The organism is Lacrimispora algidixylanolytica (assembly GCF_003609635.1).
Lineage (GTDB): Bacteria > Bacillota > Clostridia > Lachnospirales > Lachnospiraceae > Lacrimispora > Lacrimispora algidixylanolytica.
Genome location: NZ_MCIA01000007.1, coordinates 98,748 through 121,565 on the forward strand (window position 1 = coordinate 98,748; position 22,818 = coordinate 121,565).

A 22,818-nucleotide genomic window follows, 5' to 3' on the forward strand; every position below is an offset into this window, starting at 1 on the left:
TGATTTTCGGTATAAAAGAGTTGTATTTATGGATTTCTTAAATGAAATAAGAAGATAAGAGTAAAAAAAATAATTTTTATGTGGTAGAGTGGTACTATTTTGGTTTTTCAAACATAACATAAGACAAATTGTTTAATTGAAAGGCAATCATATTATGACTCCTTGTCCAGAAGGAATGGCTTCATATACCATTCAAGCGGGTGATACGCTATGGCTGATTTCAAGACGCTATAATACAACTGTTGATGCCATTATGTATGCAAATCGTGGTTTGATGCCAGGTAATCTAAGGGTCGGTCAAACCATCTGTATTCCACGTGGAAGTAGACCTCAACCGCCTACTCCGCAACCACCGCAACCACAGCCGCAGCCACCTAGCAACTGTCCGGTAGGATTGCGGGCTTATACCATTCAGTCAGGAGACAGTCTCTGGAAGCTTTCCCAGACTTACTGTACGACGGTAGAAACAATTATGGCAATTAATCCAGGAATTAACCCCAACAATTTGATGGATGGCCAGGTTATCTGGATTCCTGCCGGATACAGATTTCGAAATTTCCCTTCATGGCCTCGTGTACAGGAAGGGTACTATGATGAAATGATGGAAGGCAATCAGCTTCCTGGTTGTCCAGAGGGACATCATTCCTATGTGATTCAGGCGGGCGATACGCTTTGGCTCCTTTCTCAGCGTTTTAACACTACTGTAGAAGCACTTATGACTGCAAACCCTGGAATTAATCCCAACACCCTATTTGTTGGTCAGGTGGTTTGCGTACCTGCTGGTCGGGTAAATACATTTCCACAGCCAATGCCTCAGCCGATGCCACAGCCGACCCCTCAGCCAATGCCTCAGCCGACGCCACGGCCAATGCCTCAGCCAATGCCTCAGCCGACGCCACAGCCAATGCCACAGCCAATGCCTCAGCCGGCTCCACAGCCAACGCCAAGGCCGATGCCTCAGCCGACGCCACAGCCTATGCCTCAGCCCACACCCCGGCCAATGCCTCAGCCGACCCCTCAGCCGATGCCTCAGCCCACACCTCAGCCAGCGCCCCAGCCAATGCCTCAACCACAGACGCCCATGGTTATGTGGGTCAGCAAGGCAGAGCAGAATCTGAATAATTATCTTCGTCTTCTGTGGATTCAAAACGCTTACTGGCTAAAAATGGCTATTCAGAGCATGATATTTGATCTGCCGGATTCCCAAATCGCGAGTGCTCGTCTCATGCAGAGTCCAATAGAATTTGAAACAGCACTCCAGAGCCTGTATGGTAATGATGATGCCGCGGCATTTGCAGAACTTTTAACGAATCATCTAACCATGGTAAATGAGCTTGTCACCGCACTTATGAATTCCAATGTAAATGCTGCCGCTGATGCTGAAAGACGGTGGTACGCCAATGCAGATCAGATGGCTTCTTTCTTAAGTGGAATTAATTCCAACTGGTCACAGGAAAGTTGGCAAAATATGCTCCGTGATTATTTGGATATGATTAAGAATGTAATAAATGAAATGCTAGCAGGTAATTTTGATGATGCTGTCACTACATTTACAGATATCGAGAGCCAGTCAATGGAAATGGCAGATATCATGACGGACGGAATCGTAAAACAATTTCCTCAGTATTTTAGATAAGACAAATCAAAGAAGCAGTCCGGTATGATAAGTAACCGGACTGCTTCTTAACTCTACGAAGCGTGGATTGAATAATAATGAACTTTCAGTTACAATGATTCTATAAAATGCCTGAAAGCAGATAGCATCCAAAGATAGGAGTTCTAATCTGTATGGCAGATTGAAAGGATGGTGAAACTAAATGGACAAGCTTTCAAAAAGATCTTTGAAAGAACAGTATAAGAACCGAACGCTTACCGGTGGGGTATACCTTATAAAATGTCGGGAAGGCGGAATGGTTTGGGTACGGGGAACCATTGATTTAAAAGGAGCAGAGAATCGCTTTGTTTTTTCTAAGTCCATGGATTCCTGTCCGGAAAATGCCATGAGGGAACTTTGGAATCGGTACGGAGGGGAAGCTTTTACATTTGAAATTGTAGAAGATATTAGAAAGAAAGATACTCAGTCGGAGGAAGAGTTCTCACAGGATGTAAAAGTATTATTTGAAATGTGGCAGGAAAAGCAGAAGGGGGAAGAGATAAATGGAAGAGAAGGTTGATATCAGCCGGATGCTGGATCAGTCAGGTAAGATCGAACAGTTCCCGAAGAAAATAGGAGCTAGAACGGCGGTATTAGAATATCTGGCTGATAAATTTATGGCGGATCGGGATTACACGGAAAAAGAAGTAAATGAGATTTGTGAAAAGTGGCACACGTTTGGCGACTTCTTCCTGTTAAGGCGAGAACTGATTCAACATGGTTTATTGTGTAGAATACCTGATGGATCCCGCTATTGGAGGCCAAAGAGGTCAGAAGAACAAATATAAACAGCAGACGGAGGAAACTACAATGGAGAACCGTAAAATCGGAGCTGTAATCCGCACACTTCGGCAGGAACAGAAAATGACGCAGAAACAGCTTGCAGATAAGTTAAATATCAGTGACAAAACGGTCTCCAAATGGGAGAGGGGCCAGGGACTGCCGGATATATCACTGATTCCAAACCTTACAGGAGTTCTGGGAGTAGATATGGAGAACCTACTAGCAGGAGATTTAGCCCCCAATGAATCCGATGGAGGAAACATGAAAAACACGAAATATTACGTATGTCCAACTTGCAATAGTCTAACCTTTAGTACGGGAGGAGCGGAGGTTTCCTGCTGCGGCAAAAAACTCACCTCTCTGGAAATAAAAAAGGCGGAGGAACGTGAAAAACTGACTGTTGAGGAAATAGAAGGGGACTGGTACATTACCAGTACTCATCCCATGAACAAAGAATGCTATATCTCTTTTCTGGCCTTTGCATCAGGAGATCAGATTCAGGTCATTAAGCAGTATCCGGAATGGTATTTAAATGTTCGGATCCCCAAAAGAGGACATAAGTTATTGATATGGTACAGTACCCAACAGGGGCTGCTCAGTCAATTGTTATAATATAAATATTTTTGTTGACTCTCACACTGTGAGATACTCTATACTGATACTGAGCTCAAGAACACATATATATGTGAGGTGAAAAAATGCTAAAAATAGGTGACTTTTCAAAATTAGCAAGGATCAGTATACGGATGTTGCGTCATTACGATGAAATCGGCCTGCTGGAACCCAAAAGCATTGATCAGATGACAGGGTACCGCTATTACGGGGAAGATCAGCTTCCTATGGCATCCCGGATTACCTCTTTAAAGGAAATGGGGTTCGGCCTTGCTGTAATTGGGAATATAATCGGAAATTATAATAACCCAAAGGAACTGGCCAGATTTTTAGAAATCAAGCAGTCGGAGGTAAACTTGGAACTGCAAGAGACCAACCGCCGTGTGAGGCTCCTTGAAACAGCCATAGAAAGGCTGAGAAAGGATGTAACTTCCATGAATTATAACGTAACATTAAAAAACATACCGCAGAGATATGTAGCAAGTGTAAGAAACATAATTCCAGCTTACAATCAGGAGGGGATTTTATGGAATCTTCTTATGACAGAAACAGCGGGTCACAACTTACAATCTGATGAGAATTGTTTCAGCCTTGCCATATTCCATGGCGAGGGACACAGCGACAACGAAGTAGATGTGGAGATACAGGTTTCCGTAAAAGGTACGTATCAGGATACGGAGCACGTGAAATTTAAAACGGTTCCGGAAGTAGAAATTGCATCTGCTATCTATAAAGGCAGCTATGAACAAATCACGGATGTCAACCAGGCAGTGGCAAATTGGGTCAATGACAACGGGTATGAGTTTAATGGTTCTCTGTTCTGCATCTACCATGTTAGTCCTGCACAGACGAACAATCCGGAAGAAATGGTCACAGAGGTGTGCTATCCAGTTCGATTAAGGTCATAATGAAAAACAGGAGCGGTTGGCAGCAGCCTTAATGATACCGCAAGAGTCATGGGAAAACGGCGATTTTGAATTCAATTCAAAATCGCCGTTTTTTACAATTAGGCACTTACGCTGCACTAATTGACTATGAAAACATCAACACAGATCATTTTAATAAATTTTATGCTAGAACGTTTGTTGGAACGAATATCCTTATCACCCTATAAGAAAACCTGATATTAAAAGGAGAAATGATCCTTGAAATAGTTCTCAAGAATAATTAGGGGATTTTAATCGCTGCATATAGTTTTATTATACATCTCCATCCCTTCACCTGTTAAATGAGGCAATATTAGGCTCCATAGGATGGATAAAATATTCTTCTGCTTTGGAAGAAATTCTTTAAGAAGAATTATTTCCTGTGTTCCATACATGTTTATTGATAATAAAGAAATAGACAAATCTTCATATTGTCCGGCATATAATTCTTCCTTCATAATTCCTCTATTAACGAAGTTAGAAAATATGTTGGTATAAAGTGTATAGAAATCATTAACTACCTTAACCTGCATTTTTGATACTTCAGGATACAATCTGGATAATTCAGTAAAGCTGGAGAAATAAAAGAAATATTTTTCACGAAATGCGTTAAGACTTAAAAATTGTTGATTTAAGCCTTCGATCGTAACGTCCCATGAAAAATTCAAGGTTTTGTATTCTTCGTATTGCATATCAATAATGCAAATCATCAGATCATTTTTTCTTTTAAAATAGTAAGTCAAATTACCTGGACTGATCTTCAATGCATCGGAAATATCTCTCATTGTTACATATGCATATCCTTTTTTATTAAATAATTCAATTGATGTCTCAATGATTTTATCTCTTAAATATTTATTCATCCCTATCTCCTTTACAGATAACTTATAAGCATCATCCTGTCTTTTCATTGTGGTTCAAATTTCTTGGAATTAAATAATCGACATTGGTCTTTAGCTGTAACCTGCACTTGAAATCAAAAAGCATTATATCATAAATGTGTCTTTAAATGTAGGAATAAGTAATTAGTGTATGATACATTCGAAAAAACGTCTTATTAGATTGAGCAAAAAATAATGAATCAAGAAAGTAAACGTTTTCAAAAGATAATAGAAGTAAATTTTAGGTAAGATGGATTAAAAAAAGCTTGAATTAGTACAATTGTACTGATATACTAAGTTTAGTACATATGTACTAAAATATCCTATAAAAAAATATTGATAGAAGGGGTGACACAAAATGCAAGAAATCAGAAAGTAACCGATTGAACAGGATACCGAAGCAGAATGTTTATTGATTGTCTGGTTGAAAGAAAGACTTTCGTAAAGACAATATATAAATTGTGGTTAGCTTTTAGATTAAACCTAAACGAATGGAGGGAAAACAATGAATCAACCAAATTTAGACATAAACGAAAGGACAAACCACTTCTATGAACTTACCTGGAAAGAGATACAAATTCCAATGCGGGACGGAAGTTACCTTGCAGCGAATCTTTATCAGCCAAAGTCGGAGGGCAGGTTTCCGGTAATTATGACGATGTGTCCGTATGGAAAAGATGCGCACTTTTCTCAATTTGCGCCTGCTAATCCAACGATTGTAATAGAATATTCTCATTCGCAAGATAAAGGTCCTTTACTTAGCTGGGAAACTCCAAATCCTGAATTCTGGGTACCCCAGGGGTATGCCATATTGAGGATAGATGAACGCGGTATCGGAAATTCTCCGGGAAAACTGGATATATTATCAGAATCTTTAAAGAAGGATTATTATGATGCTATTGAATGGGCTGGAACAGAGCCATGGAGCAATGGTAAGATTGGATTGCTGGGTATTTCATATCTGGCTATGAGCCAATGGGCTGTAGCATCGGAACAACCTCCTCATTTGGCCTGTATTGTACCTTGGGAAGGTACCGTGGATTATTATGCTGATTTCTGTTATCCGGGTGGAATTCAGTCGAACGGCTTTCTTACTTTCTGGTGGGAAAATGGGATCTTGACGCGTCAATACAATCCGGATGGAACGTACTCGAAAGAGCAATTGCAGGCGAATCGCGTTGAATTTACGGAGGTAGTTAGAAACAATCCACTGCGTGACAAAGTTTGGACAAATCGATTTTCTGATTTGAGTAAGGTAAAGGTACCTGTTTTATCAGCCAGCAATTGGTTTAGTGCCGGAATGCATACCCGGGGAAATTTCCTGGGCTTCCAGAATGCAGCATCGGAGAACAAGTGGCTTGAAGTGCATATAGGCAGTCATGTCGGTGAGTTTTACACCGCTGAGGGTCGTGCGCTGCAGAAAAAATTCCTGGATTATTGGCTTAAAGGAATTGATACCGGTATTATGCAAGAGCCCAAAGTGAAACTTGCAATTCCTCGTGGCGGCAATCACTACACATGGCGCTATGAGAATGAATATCCGCTTAATCGCACCCAATGGACTCGATTTTATCTTGATGCGAGTTCAAAAATACTTTCAAAAGAACCTGCGCATTCAAAGGCTATAGTTTGTTATGAAGGGGATAAGGATCGCGAGTCAAAATATTGGGCAAAACCTTTTATGATGAAGGCATTCTCAAGAGACGAAGACAATTCCAAACGTGTAATGTTTGAAACTACTCCATTTAAAAACGAGACAGAGATACTCGGACCTATCAAACTTCGTTTATGGGCCTCATCAACGACTGATGATATGGATATTTTTGTGTCTTTGAGAAACATTGACCCCTTAGGCAAAGAAGTAGTTAACTCAGGAGCATTAACAGAGAAATCCCCAATTAGTCAGGGGTGGCTGCGCGCTTCTTTACGAAAAACAAATGATGAATTATCAACTGATTATAAGCCTTATTATGCATTCGATGAGTTCCAAAAACTGGTTCCAGGGGAAGTCTATCCCTTAGACATTGAGATATGGGATAGCGCAATTGTTATAGCGAAAGGGAATCGTCTGCTTTTAGAAATTGGAAGCCAAAGTCAAAGTGGATGTGCGTTAATAACTCAGACAGGGGATGATAGAGTCTGGGAGGCAGACGTTACCATACATACAGGAGATGAATTTGATTCGTATTTAATGCTCCCAATAATACCCTGATATCAAAAACTTTGAAGATATTTAACTAAATAATAAGTATGTTTTATATTCCCTCAGACTGATAAGTTTGGGGGATTTTGAATTAGTGGGTTGTACTTTTACGCAGAAATGGGGTATTCGGGCTTAGATTTAGGGTTTTGTGTGATTGTTAATTGAGATAGCGGGAAATCGCTCTCTTCAATCGATAGAAAATATAGGAATGCTTAAGTGGAACAAGTTGAAAAAGTTTTAAGGATGATAGGGATAATATATCAAATATAATTATCTTAAAAGATATGATGGTTTAGAATATTTTGGAGTAAGTGACCTACAATCAACTCCTCCTCCTATATTTATTATAGCATATTAATTTTTTAAATAACAGACTTTTAATATGTAATTATTGTGTGTATTATATGAAAGATATCACTTCATAGAGAATAGTTTCACCTATACTTAAATTTGAGGGAGGAGAAAATGTATGAGTTCATATGTGCTTAGCTTTCAAGAAATTGACAAAACAAAGCGTTCCGTGGTAGGGGGGAAAGGTGCCAATCTAGGGGAACTATTCGGGCTTACGGGGATTCTAGTACCGGAAGGTTTTTGTATTACAACAGAAGCATATAAAAAGATAATTGGAAATAATCTGGAACTTAACAGTTTATTGCATGAACTATCGTACCTTAAAGTAGAAGATAGGAAAAAAATTGCTGAAGTTAGCAAAAAGATTCGCATGATCATCGAAAGAATATCTATTTCTAAGGATATAGCAGAAGAAATCGCCGTCTTTCTCTCCAGGATTGGAGAAAAGAATTCCTTTGCAGTACGATCCAGTGCAACTGCAGAGGATTTACCGACAGCTTCCTTTGCAGGCCAGCAGGATACGTATTTAAACATTATGGGAAAGGAAGCCATAATGAATCATATCAGCAAGTGCTGGGCATCGCTATTTACAGAGAGGGCAGTCACTTACCGTATACAAAACGGCTTTGACCACCGAAAAGTCTATCTGTCGGTGGTTGTTCAGAAGATGGTCTTCCCACAGGTGGCAGGAATTTTGTTTACTGCCGATCCCGTCACTTCCAATAGGAAGGTATTATCCATTGATGCCAGCTTCGGGCTTGGAGAAGCCTTGGTCTCCGGTCTGGTAAATGCGGATAACTATAAGGTACGTGAGGGTAAGGTTATCGGTAAGAAGGTATCCACCAAGAAGCTGGCTATTTATGCCTTAAAGGATGGCGGAACAAAAGAACAGGCGGTTGAGCCAGAGTGGCAGAACAGGCAAGTGCTGACGGATGAGCATATTTTACAGCTTGAGCACTTGGGCAGAAAGATCGAAGAACATTTTGGTTGTCCTCAGGACATCGAATGGTGTTTGGCTGATAAAACATTTTACATTGTCCAAAGTCGGCCAATTACAACTTTATATCCCATCCCAGAAGCGAATGATAAAGAAAACCACGTCTATTTATCTGTTGGTCATCAACAAATGATGACTGATCCCATAAAACCATTGGGAATATCTTTAATGAAGTTAATATCTTCTGGTAACTGGTTTAAAGCTGGTGGAAGGTTGTTTTTTGATGTGACACAAATGTTGGCTTCTCCAGACGGCAGAAAACTGTTATTAAATAACATGAGACAACTAGAACCGCTCACAGAAGACGCAATTATGACAATTATGGAGCGAGATTTTATAAAATGCTTACCAAATGATAAGAAAGAGCAGAATTCTGTTAATAGTGATAAAGTTACGCTGCCTGAAAAACCTCAAGCACAAATCGAAAACGATCCGTTCATTGTTTCTGATTTGATTAGAAAAAGTCAAACTTCCATAGAAGAGTTGAAACGAAACATTCAAGGGAAATCAGGAACGAATTTAATTGATTTTATATTAGAAGATATCCAGGAGTTAAAAAGGATTTTATTTGACCCTCAAAGTTCAGCTGTATTTATGGCTGCCATAAATGCTTCACTTTGGATCAATGATAAAATGAAAGAGTGGTTGGGTGAAAAGAACGCAGCAGACATACTTTCTCAATCGGTACCAAACAATATTACTTCGGAAATGGGTCTGGCGTTAATGGATGTGGCTGATGTAATTCGCCCTTATCCCGAAGTAGTTGATTACTTATTAAGTGTAAAAGATGATGATTTTTTGGAAAAACTAGTTAAGCTTGATGGTGGGCAGGAAGTCCGATATGCAATCCTGTCTTATCTTGACAAATACGGAATGCGATGTAGCGGAGAAATAGATATTACGAAACCCCGCTTTAATGAAAAACCAACAATGCTTCTTCCAATGATTCTTAGTAACATCAAAAACTTTGAACCAAATGAAAGCCATCTTAAATTTGAGCAAGGAAGACAGCAAGCTCTGAAAAAGGAACAAGAGTTATTAGATCGATTGAAGCAATTGCAGGATGGTGAAGAAAAAGTCAAAGAAACAAAGCGAATGATTGACCTCATCAGAAATTTCATTGGTTATCGTGAATATCCAAAATACGGCATGGTTAGTCGATACTTTGTTTATAAGCAGGCTTTACTGAAAGAAGCCGATCGACTCGTTCAGACAATTGTTATTCATGAAAGAGAAGATATATATTATCTCACTTTTGAAGAACTTCGTGAAGTCTTAGTCACAAATAAACTGGATTATGAAATCATCTGTAAGCGTAAAGAAGAGTATAAATCATTTAAAAAACTAACTCCCCCACGTGTTATTACCTCTGAAGGTGAAATAATTGCAGGCGAGTATAAACTAGAAAATCTTCCAGCGGGTGCTATGGCAGGTCTACCTGTTTCTTCAGGAGTTGTTGAAGGAAGAGCACGCGTCATCTTAAGCATGGAAGACGCAAATTTAGAAGATGGAGATATATTAGTCACTACCTTTACTGACCCTAGCTGGACACCATTATTTGTATCTTTGAAAGGCTTAGTCACTGAAATTGGTGGACTGATGACCCATGGAGCAGTGATCGCTCGTGAATATGGTCTGCCAGCAGTTGTCGGAGTGGAAAATGCCACCAAAATGATAAAGGATGGGCAACGAATTCGCGTGCATGGTACTGAGGGGTATGTAGAAATTCTATAATCGGGAAGATGTTGTCTTACTCCCAAGGAATTATATAAAAGTTGAAAACTAGGAAAGGCGGCCCAATCAAGGTCGCTTTTTCAGAAAGGAAAAGTAATTGTATGAGGCAAATTCATAATGTTGAAAATTGCATACGTAAATGACTGCTTCAGAAATATATCTGCCGCCAAGGCTCCACTAAGCTCAAGCGGCATGGTTTTATCTCCTCAAAGCATTTAGCTGTAGATACGACTACCATTTCCAGCGACGGCGATTTTGAAATCAATTCAAAACCGCCGTTTATTACGTGCTTACATAGGATTTAATCATTATTTAGCCCATTCCATAGCCAGCTCCGCTTCACCGGTATTTTCATCCATCTGTTCTCTTACAAGGGTGAAGCCTTCTCTTACATAAAATCTTACGGCACCTTCATTGCTTTTATATACCTGCAGGGATAAATCAGAGTGGTTTTTCTTTGCCTGATCTAAAAGCGCCTTTCCGATCCCCTGGGACTGACACCTTAAATCAATGAAAATACCTGCAATGTAATGATCCAAGAGTCCTATAAATCCCTTTATCTTGTGATTGTTTTCATAGACAAAAATTTCAGCTTCAGGCAACATGCGTTTCACTTCCTCGTAGTTATCCTGCCAATAGTTTTGAGGGATAAAATCATGTGCCTTTGTGTTGGTGTCCAACCAGATTTTCATGACGACATCCAGGTCTTTGTTGTTAAACTCTCGTACCATGTTCTTCTCCATTTCGTTCATACTATAAGTCAGTTCATACTTCTTGTGCGAGTATGCCTGACTTATTTCTATTATATCAACAATCTCCACCCGGTACAAGATTCTATTTGAATCCATCAGGCAGGTCAGCTCCCTATGAATCGTCTGTAATAAAAAATTCATAATACTCCATTGACACAAGGCGGAAAATCACATATGATAACTATAGACGGACAGTCGGTCTATAATAGGAGAGAGATAATATGAAAATAATTAAAAACCCAGAAGAACGTAAAAACGAGATTTTAGACGCAGCAGATAAGCTGTTTACCCAAAAGGGATTTGATGGTACCAGTACCAATGATATTTTAGAGGCGGTAGGGATTGCAAGAGGAACCTTATATTATCATTTTAAATCAAAGGAAGACATTATGGATTCCCTTATCGACCGTTACAGTACTAGCCTTTTAACCAGAGCAAAGGAAGTTGCCGATAACAAAAGCATTCCGGTTTATGAGCGGATTGTCCAAACGGTGATGGCACTTAACATGAACCACGTCAGTGGAAAAGAGATTATAGAGCACATTCATAAACCTCAAAATGCACTGATGCATTTCAAAGCCCAAAAGGCTATTTTAAATGGACTCACACCGATTCTTACGGAAATCATCAAGGAAGGAATTGAGCAGGGGTTATGCACCACACCCTATCCCTATGAAGCAATTGAGATGCTAGTCGTCTATACAAATACTGTTTTTGATGGCAATATGATTGACCTTACGGATGAGGACAGGATTTTGCGTGTGAAAGCATTTGTGTTTCACACAGAACGACTACTTGGTGTGGAGAGAGGAACTCTTTCCTTGGCGCATGAAATATTTGAAAGGGATGATACAGATGAATCATAAAGAGAAAGCGTTTCAAAAATTTCTTCTTCTTTGGGTTGGAGACTTGATTTCCTCCATCGGTGGAGGGTTAACAGCCTTTGGAATTGGCGTTTATGTATATCAGAAGACAGGAATGGCTTCCCATGTAGCATTGGTGACCCTCCTTTCCTTTCTTCCAACTCTGCTTCTTGGTGCTCCGGCAGGAGTGCTGGCAGACCGTTATGACCGCAGATTAATTATGATTTTGGGAGATGGACTTTCTGCTTTGGGCCCGTTGTTCATTCTGTTTTGTTTGTTAAACAATGATGTGCAGTTATGGCAAATCTATGTAGGAGTAACCATCAGTTCCATATTTTTCTCTTTATTAGAGCCAGCTTATCGAGCGACCATTACAGATATGCTTACTGGAGACCAATATACAAAAGCCAGTGGTCTAGCTCAGGCAGCAGGATCTGCCAAATACTTAATTTCTCCAGTGATTGCTGGATTTTTACTGAAATACTTTGATATCAACCTATTGCTGGTCATAGATATCTGTACCTTTTTTGTTACTATGGGTACGACCCTTGTAGTACGAAAGGGATTGGCATCCAAGAAAAAGACTACAAGTACAGCCTTTCTTACTGATTTTAAAGAGGGCTTTGATGCCCTGTCAAAGAACAAAGGTGTTATGACCCTGATTTTCATGACAACGTTTATCACTCTGTGCCTGGGCTATATTCAGACCCTTGCATCTCCCATGATATTAAGCTTTTCAAACACCACGACCTTGGGAGTGGTTCAAGCCCTGATGGCATCAGGAATGTTAGTAAGTAGCATCTTACTTGGAGTCGTGCCTATCAAAAGGGGATATGTAAAAGTACTGTGTTTTTCTTTGTTTGGTTCCGGTGTGTTTATGGCACTATTTGGTATGAAGGAAAATCTTACGTTTATTACTTTGGCAGGAATTTTATTTTTCTCTATGCTGCCTTTTGCAAATACAAGTATTGATTATCTGCTTCGAACCAATATTAATAATGAACTCCAGGGAAGGGTATGGGGACTGGTGGGACTAATCTCCCAGCTAGGATATATCTTTGCTTATGCAACCTCTGGAGTGCTGGCAGATTACGTGTTCACCCCATTGCTTTTAGAGGGAGGGGGATTGTCTGGCAGTGTTGGAAGAATACTGGGAACAGGACAAGGCAGAGGCGCTGGCTTTTTGATTCTCATAGCTGGCGGTCTTTTGTGTATCGTTTCTATCGCGTTATATCGTATGAAATCGGTTCAAACGTTAGAAAGTGGAGGTGACCTATGTTTAGACGGATCATCCGGAATGACATCTTAAAAAGCCGTACCGTATCGTTCATTACTTTGGTGTTTATTGCTGCCGCAGCGGCCCTGGTTTCTCTGGCAGCTTTGCTGACAGTCCATCTGACTGGTGCAATCGACGGGCTCATGATTCAGGCAAAGACCCCTCATTTTTTACAGATGAATACTGGGCAGCCTAACATATCCCGCCTAGAAAGCTTTGCAAAGAAGAATGAAAGCGTTACAGAGTTTCAGGTACTAGAATTTCTAAATGTGGAGGGATCAGAAATCGTTATCGGCGCCAATAGCCTGGCCGGCAGCGTACAAGACAATGGCTTCTCCACTCAAAGCAGCTCGTTTGATTACCTCCTTTCCCTTGATGGAACTGTCATTCATCCTTCTGACGGGGAGCTTTATGTCCCTATTGCATACGGCAGAGATGGCACAGCACAAATCGGGGATAAGGCGGTGATTCATGGAAAGCAGTTTACCGTAAAAGGCTTTCTTAGAGATTCCCAGATGAATTCTCTGTTAGCCTCTTCAAAGCGTTTTCTAATAAGTGAACATGATTATAATGAGCTTAAAAACTTCGGGAGCATGGAATATCTCGTTGAATTCAGGCTAAAGAATTTAGATGATCTGGGAGCATTTGAAACTGCATATATAAACGAAGGGCTGGAAGCCAACGGGCCAACGGTGACTTACCCTCTGTTTAAGATGATGAATGCAGTATCGGACGGTCTTATGATTGCCGTAATACTCTTGGTAAGTGCCTTAGTAGTACTCATTGCTTTTTTATGCATCCGCTTTACCCTCCTGGAAAAGATGGAGGAGGATGCAAGAGAAATCGGGGTCATGAAAGCCATTGGGCTACGGACCTTAGATATTAAAAAGCTATACCTTGGCAAATATACTGCCCTCGGCGGCGCAGGCTGCATAATAGGAGGCGGGATATCCCTAGGACTATCAAAAATAGCTCTAAAAAACATTCGCCTGACCATAGGAGACGGAGGAAATAAAACCCTTGCAATCAGTCTTTCAATCATTGGAATCCTGCTGATTTATCTCTTGATTCTGGTCTATGTAAGTCATGTGCTCCGGCGTTTTCATAAGATATCGGCCGCTCAGGCAATCCGGTTTGGAGGAATAGAGGAAACTGGGAAACGTACAAACAGGCTGACATTAAGCAACAACATGTTTTTAAATACCAATGTTTTTCTTGGAATAAAGGAAGTATTTCAGCGAAAAAGGCTATATGCAACCATGCTGTCTGTGGTGGTTGTTTCTGCATTCATCATCCTTGTTCCTCTAAATCTCCACCACACCATATCCTCCCCTGAATTTGGCACTTATATGGGAATTGGACGCAGTGATCTTATCATTCGGATGCAAAATACTTCTAATGATGATCAAATGGTGAAAGAAACCGTCCAAATGCTCCAAAGCGACAAGGACGTTTCTCAATATGCTGTGCTCACTTCCAAACGTTTTACCGCCAGAACCATAACAGGCAGAGAAGAACCAATCAAGATTGAACTAGGAAACCACTCTATTTTCCCCGTATTATATGTAACAGGAAAAGAACCTCAAAAGCAGGGAGAAATCGCACTTTCCGTACTCAATGCTAAGGAATTAAAGAAACAAGTTGGAGATATCGTAGTCCTTACAGATCATGGCATGGAAACACAGTTGGTGGTCTGCGGTATATACTCCGACATCACAAACGGTGGCAAAACGGCAAAAGCATCCTTTGTAGATGATAGCAAAGAAGCTCTGTGGAATACCATTTGTGTGAAGCTGTCTCAAGATGTTTCTGTGGACAAAAAGGTAGGGGAGTATGGCAAGAGTCTAGGCTTTGCAAAGATTTCTGGCATTAACGGATATATCACGCAGACCTTTGGGCCAACCATTCGTTCCGTAGGGAAAGCAGCAGCAGTAGGAATGGTGGCCGCTCTATTCATGACTCTCTTAATCACCTTACTGATGATTAAGATGCTTCTTGCAAAAGAGAGGTATTCCATCGCAGTTATGAAATCGGTGGGCTATACCTCTAAAGATATCTCGGCTCAGTATCTATCACGTTTCCTACTTATTCTCACAACTGGAGTCATACTGGGCACGGTCCTTGCAAACACACTGGGAGAAACTTTGGCAGGAGCCTTAATTGCTTCCTTTGGAGCTGCGTCCTTTCAATTTGTAATCGATCCGATTTCTGCTTATCTGGTCACCCCACTTTTACTGGGAGGTACGGTATTGCTAGCGGCGTTCTTTGGATCGTCAGGAGTAAAGAACATTAAAATATCCCAACATATAAAGGAGTAAGAGATGAAAAAACTGATCAAGGCAGAAGAAATTGTTAAAGTATTTGACCAGGGCGGAGAATCACAAACCGTACTAAGTCATGCTTCTTTGGATATTGGGGAAGGAGAATTTGTTGCGGTCATGGGTCCCTCTGGTTCCGGTAAATCCACTCTGCTATTTGTTCTAAGCGGAATGGACCCAGCAGACAGCGGAACCATTACCTTTGACGGAGCCGATCTATCTAACATGTCGGAAGATGAGCTGGCAGATCTTCGCCGTACAAAAATCGGATTTGTCTTTCAGCAGCCCACCTTGTTAAAGAATCTAAACATCATCGATAACATTCTGCTCCCTTCTCTAAGGGATAACAGAAAGGAAGCCAAATGGATTAAAAAGCGAGCAGAAGAACTAATGGAACAAATGGGAATTGGAGAACTAGCTGATCGGGAGATCAATCAAGTATCCGGAGGACAACTGCAGCGGGCAGGAATCTGCCGGGCGCTTATGAGTGGGCCGAAGATCATCCTTGCAGATGAACCTACTGGTGCTCTTAACTCTAAAACCGCTCAGGATATCATGGAATTATTTTCTGGAATCAACAGGGAAGGAACGGCGCTCTTACTGGTAACCCATGATCCCAGAGTCGCAGCCAGAGCGGAACGGGTTCTGTTTATGAGCGATGGGCGTATCGTAAGTGAGCTTAAATTTTTGGCAAGAGGAAGGGAGGCTCTAGAGAAAAATCTCATTAAAGTAATGGAGAAAATGAATGAGCTTGGTATATAAATAAGTTTGAGTTTGACAGTTAAATTATGATGTAGTATGATTTTAAGGAAGGGTTATACCCTCATAAGGAGATCAGCATGAACTTTTATTTGACGAATGAACTGAAAAAGAAACTCAACTCTGTACAATCCATACCGGTGAAACATTGTGCAGAGTATAGCGGATAAATCAACGCGATAGGATTTCATCGGGAAACATTGCAATAGAAGAGGTGACTTAGTCCCAACTTTTATTGTCTGTTTTCCGTGAACAAATTTGTGTTTGAAAAGGCTGAGGACAATGTTTTGTCCCCAGCCTTTTGCATTACTATAGGCCATATCAGGTTTAGAGGCAGAAGGCAGATACACTAGTGTATCTTTGTCTTCTGCCTTTTTTAGGTTCAAACGTCAGCCAGTTAAATAAGAAAGGAAATTGATTCTATGAGTTTATTGGAAATTGAAGGCTTAACACATTCCTTTGGTGATACTCTGCTTTATAAAAATGCAGAATTATCCTTAAACAAAGGGGAGCATATTGGAATTGTAGGCCAGAACGGAACAGGAAAAAGCACATTAATTAAGGTTTGCACGGAGCAGATTATACCAGATCAAGGACGAATTTCATGGCAGCCAAAGATAACGGTTGGGTATCTGGATCAGTATGCCAAAATCAATAGAGATGTCACAATTAATACCTTTTTAAAGTCTGCTTTTTCAAATCTTTATAAGATTGAGGAAGAAACGATAAAGTTATACGAAAAGGGGGCTTTAGGTTGTATGGAATCCTTAAGTCAGGCGGCTCGGTATCAAGAAGAGCTGGAAAGAAAAGGGTTTTATTCCATAGATACCAGCATTCAACAGGTATCCAGTGGATTAGGTCTGTCTGCTATCGGATTGGAACGATCAATAGATCAAATAAGCGGCGGCCAGCGGGCCAAAGTAATTCTTGCAAAGCTTCTTTTAGAAAAGCCAGATGTATTGTTGCTTGACGAACCAACTAATTTTCTGGACAGAGAGCATATTGCCTGGTTGTCAGAATATCTATCGGGGTTAGAACGTGCTTTTTTGGTGGTGTCTCATGATTTTAAGTTCTTAGATAGAATCACAAACCGAATCTGTGATATTGACAATAAAATCATAACAAAATATCACGGCACCTATTCTGAGTTCTTAGGAAAGAAAACACTCTTAAGAGAAGACTATATCAGACAATACACGGCTCAGCAAAAGGAGATTAAAAAGACAGAAGAATTTATCCGTAAAAATATAGCAGGACGGAAGTCGAAAATGGCAAGAGGGCGCCAAAAGCAGCTCGACCGCATGGATAAAATTCAGTCTTTGAATCTAAAAGAGATAAGACCAAACTTTCATTTCCCAGAGCTACCCTTAACAAATGGGGATCATTTGTCTGTGAGTAATCTAGCGGTGGGGTATCAAACATCTGTATTATCTCACATTGATTTCGGTATGAAAGGAGGTAAGAAAGCAGTTATTACCGGATTCAATGGAATTGGTAAGTCTACGTTACTAAAGACATTAATGGGCCAAATTCAGCCAAAAGATGGGGTATATCGATTCTCGGATCAGGTCAAGGTAGGATATTTTGAACAGGATTTATTATGGGAAGATGAAGGAAAAACACCAATAGAAGTTGTATCAGATGCCAACCCGGTTCTGACCGGAAAAGAAGTGCGTGAGCATCTTGCTCGAAATGGAATATCCAGTAAACATACTATGCAACCCATGGGAACATTAAGCGGAGGGGAGCAGGCTAAGGTTAAATTGTGCTTACTGTCATTAGTGCCATGCAACTTTTTAATTCTAGATGAGCCTACCAATCATTTGGATGCTCAGGCAAAAGATTCTCTTAGGTCAGCTTTGATTCATTTTACTGGCACGGTGCTCATTGTGTCTCATGAGGAAGCATTTTATTGTGATTGGATTGATCAGATTATAAAGATAGAGAAGTGATGAACTAAAAAATCCCCTGTCTGTAAGTTGGAGACAGGGGATGCAAAAGTGTTTTCTGTATAGAAGTTTACAAAAAGAGAAAGTATCTGGGGGTTTTCTTCTTATACTGCTTATATTCGTCACCAAAAATCCGAAATAAATATACTTCTTCTTCTAAAATCTGTAAATGCATAAATAAGAGTCCCCCAGCAGCGGCCACAGCAATGATTCCACTTGGCATAGCAAGGGCAGAGCCGATATAGAGAAGATCAAACCCCACAAATGCAGGATTACGGCTTATTTTGTAAATGCCACTTGTAACCATAGTAGTCTTCTGGCCTTCGTCGATACCGGCCCGCCAGCTATCTCTCATGGAAGTGATGGCAAGAATGAAGAAGAGAACCCCTAATCCGGTTAAGACGATACCGATCCATTGAATGACTGACGGTAGTTTAACTGGGAGCATATATCTCTGTAGGAAAAAGCCAGCATATTGAATGACTGCCATACCATATGTGATGGTGAGCAGGCATGATTCAATCATTGCCGTTTTTTTAGGCTTACTTCCTTTCGCCAGGCGGTTTGTAAAAATCCCCTTTTTTCTTAGAAGGATCTGCTTTGCAAAGTATGCAATGTAAAACGCGGTTATCAGTACAAATAATAAGAATTTAGTAATCATGAAATCACATCCTGACATTGTATTTGTGATTATTATAACACAGAGGCTGAGATTATACGATTAAAAATATGAACCATGAAACACGAATTATTAAGTATAATGCAAGCATAAAAATGGAAGCTTATCATTTTCAGGGAATTATGCAGAAGTTTCCGAACCATTTTCATGAATATTACGAGATTGGATATATTGAAAATGGTAAACGGAAGTTAACCTGTAAGGAAAGAGAGTATATGCCCTCTGAATGAGAGGCCACAGCAATTGCTATAGAGCTTGTATAAACATCAGAATTGCTATTAAAACGAAATAAATTAAACAATAACTTTGACTTTCACTGTCAAGGTTATTATTATATAATGAAACTATGAAAAGAATTGATTGAAAAAGTTTAGGTTTTCTGGATTTTAGTTGAATATTATAAGATGTGCTAAATCATTGTAAAGGAGCATGAGAAATGAATATCAAAAAAGAATTGGAAGAGATAACAGGCAAGGCTGACTGCTTATATTTCAATGATATTGAGATCGACCCTTTGACTATTAAAGCAGTAATGATTAATGAGGTGGTGCCGTCCGATCCCCTACAGGATTTTTATGGACAAGCTGACGCTGATTATATGAAGACAACAATTCCACTTTTTCAAGGGGCCGGAGCATCCGTCTCATCTATTGAGGACATATTAGGGCTGGGAATCTATATTACCAATGCTGTCAAAGCTCCTAAATCCCAATACACCATTGAAAAAAGCATGATTGAAAACAGTTTGCCTTACTTGGAAAAGGAGCTTGCTTTGTTTCCAAATGTTAAGGTAATTATGCTTATGGGTGACGTAGCAAAAAAAGCCTTTAATATGATTGCCAAAAAAGAGACCAAGAAAAATGTTGTACCCTCTATATCTACTTATAAGCTAAGAAACAGTGAATTGTATTATGGAAATGTACGGGTAATGCCTTCCTATATTATGACAGGCGGAAATATTTTGATTGAAAAATCAAAGATGAAGATGGGGACGGAGGATATTCATACAATGCTTCTTATGATTGGAGCACAGCCATAGGCACTGCTTGATATAAGAGGAAAAGAGAATCATAATTAAAAAAAATCTTGACAAATAGTCAGCGCTGAGTATACTGATACTCAGTACTGACTATTTGAGATAAGGAGCGATTTTATGATTCCACTATATATTCTTGGCCTTCTCTTACGGTTTGGCCCTCAGCACGGATACCAGATAAAGAAACTGATAGAAGAACAGTTGAAGGATTTTACACAGATTAAGCTACCAACAGTATATTACCATCTTGAAAAGATGGAAGCGTCAGGGCTAATTACAGCCACCTGTGAAAAGCAGGGAGAGCGTCCGGAAAAGACGGTGTATCAAGTAAGCAATATAGGAGCAGATAAGTTTGGAGAACTGCTTTCCCAGTCCTTGCAGATCAAGTACCACCCGACCTTTGATATTGATTGCACGTTTTATTTTTCTGATTCACTGGATCAAAATGAAATGGTGAATAGTCTCGAAATTCATATTGGTGTCATGAAAAAGACATTGGAAAAGTTAAATATTCACCATAGGGAAACCCTGGAGTATATGCCAGAAAGCTATAAAATCTCTGCAAATATTATTTTTGAACATCACATCATGCATTATAAAGCGGAACTTGCATGGGCGGAGCAATCTTGTAACACCTTGAAGGAGGTAAAATCATATGGGAAAGACCAGGATCATCGAGACCAATGAGGGAATTCAAAATGAAGTTACAGTGGAGATGTTTGATGTATTTGCCAGTAAGATGAGAGACAAAGGTTGGAACGGCGTTGACGGCATGATTGCTTCCGGCATTAAGGGCGGTGATCTGTTAGAGGTGGGGCCCGGCCCTGGCTATGTAGGACTCGAACTGGCAAAGAAGATACACCCTACTTCTCTTACTGGCTGTGAGATCAGCCCTGCCATGCTCCGCTTTGCTGAAAAGAATGCCGCCGAATACGGGATTTCTGCCCACTATGTCCTTGGAAACTGCATGAGTATGCCATTTAAAAATGAAAGTTTTGATTCTGTGATATCCAATGGCTCCATGCATGAATGGGAAGATCCAATTCTTGCCTTTGATGAAATCTATCGTGTATTGCGTACTAGCGGAAGGTATTGTATCACAGACTTATGCCGTGATGTGAGCCCAATGAAAAAAGCTATGGTGTATTTCTCTACCCAGCCAAAAGAAATGCGTCCCGGATTGGTGTCTTCATTAAATGCGGCATACACTGTTTCGGAAATCACAGAGCTTCTCCGCCATTCAAAGCTATGTGATGCGGTGGTGACCAGAGAATTCTTTGGTCTATGTATTGCTGGTCAAAAAGAATAGACTAATTGATCATAATATATTATTTGCTTGTATTTTTATAATGATATAAACTTTTATGATAAGCAGGTAAATTTATTTATATTAATTTAAACAATTTTTTGTCGATATTCTAAATAGATGAATTATTTATCATTCCAACGGAAAAAACATGAAAGGAAGTGATAATGTATGACAAATATTAATGTTGGCAGAATGTCTGGAGTTCAGTATCAATCTTTCTCACAAACATCAAAAGTCAGTGGCTTGGATTGGGAGAAGATACCACATAAAGGGATGGAACGCCCATCAGAAGCGGAATTTACAAGCAAGATTGACGAACTTGCTAAAGGCTTGGCAGAGGCGCGTTACAGCAATGACAACAGCAGATATAAAAGTCTTAGCTCGGAAGGCGAGAAGATGAGAGCACAGTATATATCATCTGTGTCACCAGATCGGAAGAACATGGTAGATGAGGCTTCAGAGCTTATGAATCAATCCCGTTCCAATGCCGGAAAAGAAGAAACAGATAAACCTCATGATTTTATGGACTATCTAAATAAGAAAGACGGAGTTGGAGAATATGCCAAGAAAGGGAGCCGTGGTTCAGCTTCTAAGTCCGGCACCACAGTCGTTCTTACGGGATCTGATTTACAGCCAGATACATTTGAGATAAAGGGCAGTAAAGCAGGTCAAACAGTGATGGGTTATGCATCTGGTAATTGGTATCATGTGAATACATCCGAAGAGCAGAACATGCAGCAAAATTTTCTTTCCAGACTGAATAAAGCGGAAGACCGATATTATAGACAGTATATAAATGCTGGCCCATTGAATACTGGGCAGGATTTTGATACAGCGTCAGCGACCAAAAACAGAGTGGATTATACCGCATAACTTTAAGGGCAAAAAGCAGGGACTTGATTAAAAACAAGTCCCTGTTTTTTGCTGTATTTAGTAAGTTGTCAACCTGCTTGGCCTAATTATTTCATATTATGGTAACTGAATTAATAACTGTATGTGACGCGGACCTTAGTCCCCCTGATGGTAAAGCCATCTGAACCTGTATAGTTACTGAGCACCCTGCCTTGAATCTGAATATAATAGGTGCTGTCAGCATTTAAACCGTTAAGAACCGTTGTATTACAAGGATTTGCAGTACTAGGATTGTCTGTCACCCAAAACTTAAAGAATCCAGATGCTTGTCCGCCGCAGAAGACTTGTACGTTCTCAATGGCTGTAAACTTTCCTTGAGAAATGTTGCTTTTTGAGGGATTCCAAGCCTGAACATTTGTTATCTTAGCACCGGTTGGAATGTTAGTAAACTTAAAGGTTGAGCTGGTGCCTACAATTGTTCCTGTAGCATTCTTAAACAGCCGTGCTTCAACTGGTCCTACTGTGGCTTCTTTGCTTGACGAAGCAGCTCTCACGGCTGCAAGTGTATCTGTCCCCATTAAGTCTGACAATTTATAGTCCGTATATCCTATGCGGGTTCCAGGAATTTGGGTGGTATCAGCAGCCCATGCAGATACAGTAAAACATAAGGTCATAACCATACTTAAAAACAGGGAAAATAGCTTTTTCATATAAATCCTCCTTCTATGCAGTTTGACAACTTACCTATATGTAAAATTTACTTACAACCGAGACTGATAAGACGATGGATTATATGGTTAGTATATATTTTTAGATAGCATATATCAAGTTAATTGATGGAACAAGGAAATACCTACGCTTCTTTTGTGAATAAGCTAGATCAT

The 22,818-nt window shown here is 40.1% G+C and carries 21 protein-coding genes; 17 read left to right on the forward strand and 4 right to left on the reverse strand.

Annotated features, from left to right (window positions below):
- Positions 1-175: 175 nt before the first annotated feature.
- The 5 genes from BET01_RS21840 (at position 176) to BET01_RS06080 (ending at position 3,957) form a co-directional block, all read left to right on the forward strand.
- Entirely contained in the window at positions 176-1,636 is a 1,461-nt protein-coding gene (locus BET01_RS21840; RefSeq protein ID WP_207667572.1) for a LysM peptidoglycan-binding domain-containing protein, read from the forward strand.
- 181 nt (positions 1,637-1,817) lie between these two features.
- Positions 1,818-2,174, forward strand: coding sequence for a GIY-YIG nuclease family protein (locus BET01_RS06065; protein ID WP_120195891.1), 357 nt, complete (start codon positions 1,818-1,820; stop codon positions 2,172-2,174).
- The gene (locus BET01_RS06070; RefSeq protein WP_120195893.1) at positions 2,158-2,442 is read left to right on the forward strand and encodes a DUF2087 domain-containing protein; all 285 of its coding nucleotides are present in this window, start codon (positions 2,158-2,160) and stop codon (positions 2,440-2,442) included. The genes BET01_RS06065 and BET01_RS06070 overlap by 17 nt, the downstream gene beginning before the upstream one ends.
- A 22-nt stretch (positions 2,443-2,464) precedes the next feature.
- A complete protein-coding gene (locus BET01_RS06075; RefSeq protein WP_120195895.1) occupies positions 2,465-3,049 on the forward strand; it encodes a helix-turn-helix domain-containing protein in 585 nt (194 codons plus the stop codon).
- Positions 3,050-3,135: 86 nt separating this feature from the next.
- Entirely contained in the window at positions 3,136-3,957 is an 822-nt protein-coding gene (locus tag BET01_RS06080) for a MerR family transcriptional regulator (protein WP_120195897.1), read from the forward strand.
- A gap of 269 nt (positions 3,958-4,226) precedes the next feature.
- Here BET01_RS06080 and BET01_RS06085 read toward each other — a convergent pair whose 3' ends face one another.
- Positions 4,227-4,838, reverse strand: a complete 612-nt coding sequence (locus tag BET01_RS06085) for a TetR/AcrR family transcriptional regulator (RefSeq protein ID WP_120195899.1) — start codon at positions 4,836-4,838, stop codon at positions 4,227-4,229.
- Positions 4,839-5,361: 523 nt separating this feature from the next.
- Here BET01_RS06085 and BET01_RS06090 point away from each other — a divergent pair.
- Entirely contained in the window at positions 5,362-7,068 is a 1,707-nt protein-coding gene (locus tag BET01_RS06090) for a CocE/NonD family hydrolase (protein WP_120195901.1), read from the forward strand.
- A gap of 460 nt (positions 7,069-7,528) precedes the next feature.
- Positions 7,529-10,141: a phosphoenolpyruvate synthase gene (ppsA, locus tag BET01_RS06095; protein ID WP_120195903.1), complete on the forward strand. Its 2,613-nt coding sequence runs from the start codon at positions 7,529-7,531 to the stop codon at positions 10,139-10,141.
- A 308-nt stretch (positions 10,142-10,449) separates the two neighbouring features.
- On the opposite strand, the gene BET01_RS06100 is transcribed toward ppsA, so the two are convergent.
- Positions 10,450-11,034, reverse strand: coding sequence for a GNAT family N-acetyltransferase (locus BET01_RS06100; protein WP_330512468.1), 585 nt, complete (start codon positions 11,032-11,034; stop codon positions 10,450-10,452).
- Positions 11,035-11,114: 80 nt separating this feature from the next.
- Between BET01_RS06100 and BET01_RS06105 the strand changes: the two genes are divergently transcribed.
- The 5 genes from BET01_RS06105 (at position 11,115) to BET01_RS06125 (ending at position 18,061) form a co-directional block, all read left to right on the forward strand.
- Positions 11,115-11,759, forward strand: a complete 645-nt coding sequence (locus tag BET01_RS06105) for a TetR/AcrR family transcriptional regulator (RefSeq protein WP_120195905.1) — start codon at positions 11,115-11,117, stop codon at positions 11,757-11,759.
- Positions 11,749-13,065: an MFS transporter gene (locus BET01_RS06110; RefSeq protein WP_120195907.1), complete on the forward strand. Its 1,317-nt coding sequence runs from the start codon at positions 11,749-11,751 to the stop codon at positions 13,063-13,065. The genes BET01_RS06105 and BET01_RS06110 overlap by 11 nt, the downstream gene beginning before the upstream one ends.
- A complete protein-coding gene (locus tag BET01_RS06115) occupies positions 13,032-15,350 on the forward strand; it encodes an FtsX-like permease family protein (RefSeq protein ID WP_120195908.1) in 2,319 nt (772 codons plus the stop codon). Before BET01_RS06110 ends, BET01_RS06115 begins: the two co-directional genes overlap by 34 nt.
- 3 nt (positions 15,351-15,353) lie before the next feature.
- On the forward strand, positions 15,354-16,112 hold the full coding sequence (locus BET01_RS06120; protein WP_120195909.1) for an ABC transporter ATP-binding protein: 759 nt from the start codon (positions 15,354-15,356) through the stop codon (positions 16,110-16,112).
- A 419-nt stretch (positions 16,113-16,531) separates the two neighbouring features.
- Complete coding sequence (locus tag BET01_RS06125) at positions 16,532-18,061, forward strand: ABC-F family ATP-binding cassette domain-containing protein (protein ID WP_120195911.1); 1,530 nt, start codon at positions 16,532-16,534, stop codon at positions 18,059-18,061.
- A gap of 67 nt (positions 18,062-18,128) precedes the next feature.
- On the opposite strand, the gene BET01_RS06130 is transcribed toward BET01_RS06125, so the two are convergent.
- Positions 18,129-18,719 (reverse strand): methyltransferase family protein, encoded by a 591-nt coding sequence (locus BET01_RS06130; RefSeq protein ID WP_158584992.1) that lies wholly within the window; start codon positions 18,717-18,719, stop codon positions 18,129-18,131.
- A gap of 113 nt (positions 18,720-18,832) precedes the next feature.
- On the opposite strand from BET01_RS06130, the gene BET01_RS22495 reads away from it, so the two are divergent.
- From BET01_RS22495 to BET01_RS06155, 5 genes are all read left to right on the forward strand, one after another.
- Entirely contained in the window at positions 18,833-18,967 is a 135-nt protein-coding gene (locus tag BET01_RS22495; RefSeq protein ID WP_279221925.1) for an AraC family ligand binding domain-containing protein, read from the forward strand.
- A 206-nt stretch (positions 18,968-19,173) separates the two neighbouring features.
- Positions 19,174-19,776, forward strand: a complete 603-nt coding sequence (locus BET01_RS06140; protein WP_120195915.1) for a uracil-DNA glycosylase family protein — start codon at positions 19,174-19,176, stop codon at positions 19,774-19,776.
- A 114-nt stretch (positions 19,777-19,890) separates the two neighbouring features.
- Positions 19,891-20,460, forward strand: a complete 570-nt coding sequence (locus BET01_RS06145; protein ID WP_120195916.1) for a PadR family transcriptional regulator — start codon at positions 19,891-19,893, stop codon at positions 20,458-20,460.
- Positions 20,429-21,082, forward strand: a complete 654-nt coding sequence (locus tag BET01_RS06150; protein ID WP_120195918.1) for a class I SAM-dependent methyltransferase — start codon at positions 20,429-20,431, stop codon at positions 21,080-21,082. The genes BET01_RS06145 and BET01_RS06150 overlap by 32 nt, the downstream gene beginning before the upstream one ends.
- Positions 21,083-21,250: 168 nt before the next feature.
- Positions 21,251-21,955 carry a hypothetical protein gene (locus BET01_RS06155; protein WP_120195920.1) on the forward strand — a complete coding sequence of 235 codons (705 nt, stop codon included), beginning with the start codon at positions 21,251-21,253 and terminating at the stop codon, positions 21,953-21,955.
- A 110-nt stretch (positions 21,956-22,065) separates the two neighbouring features.
- On the opposite strand, the gene BET01_RS06160 is transcribed toward BET01_RS06155, so the two are convergent.
- Positions 22,066-22,644, reverse strand: a complete 579-nt coding sequence (locus BET01_RS06160; protein WP_120195921.1) for a hypothetical protein — start codon at positions 22,642-22,644, stop codon at positions 22,066-22,068.
- Positions 22,645-22,818 lie beyond the last annotated feature (174 nt).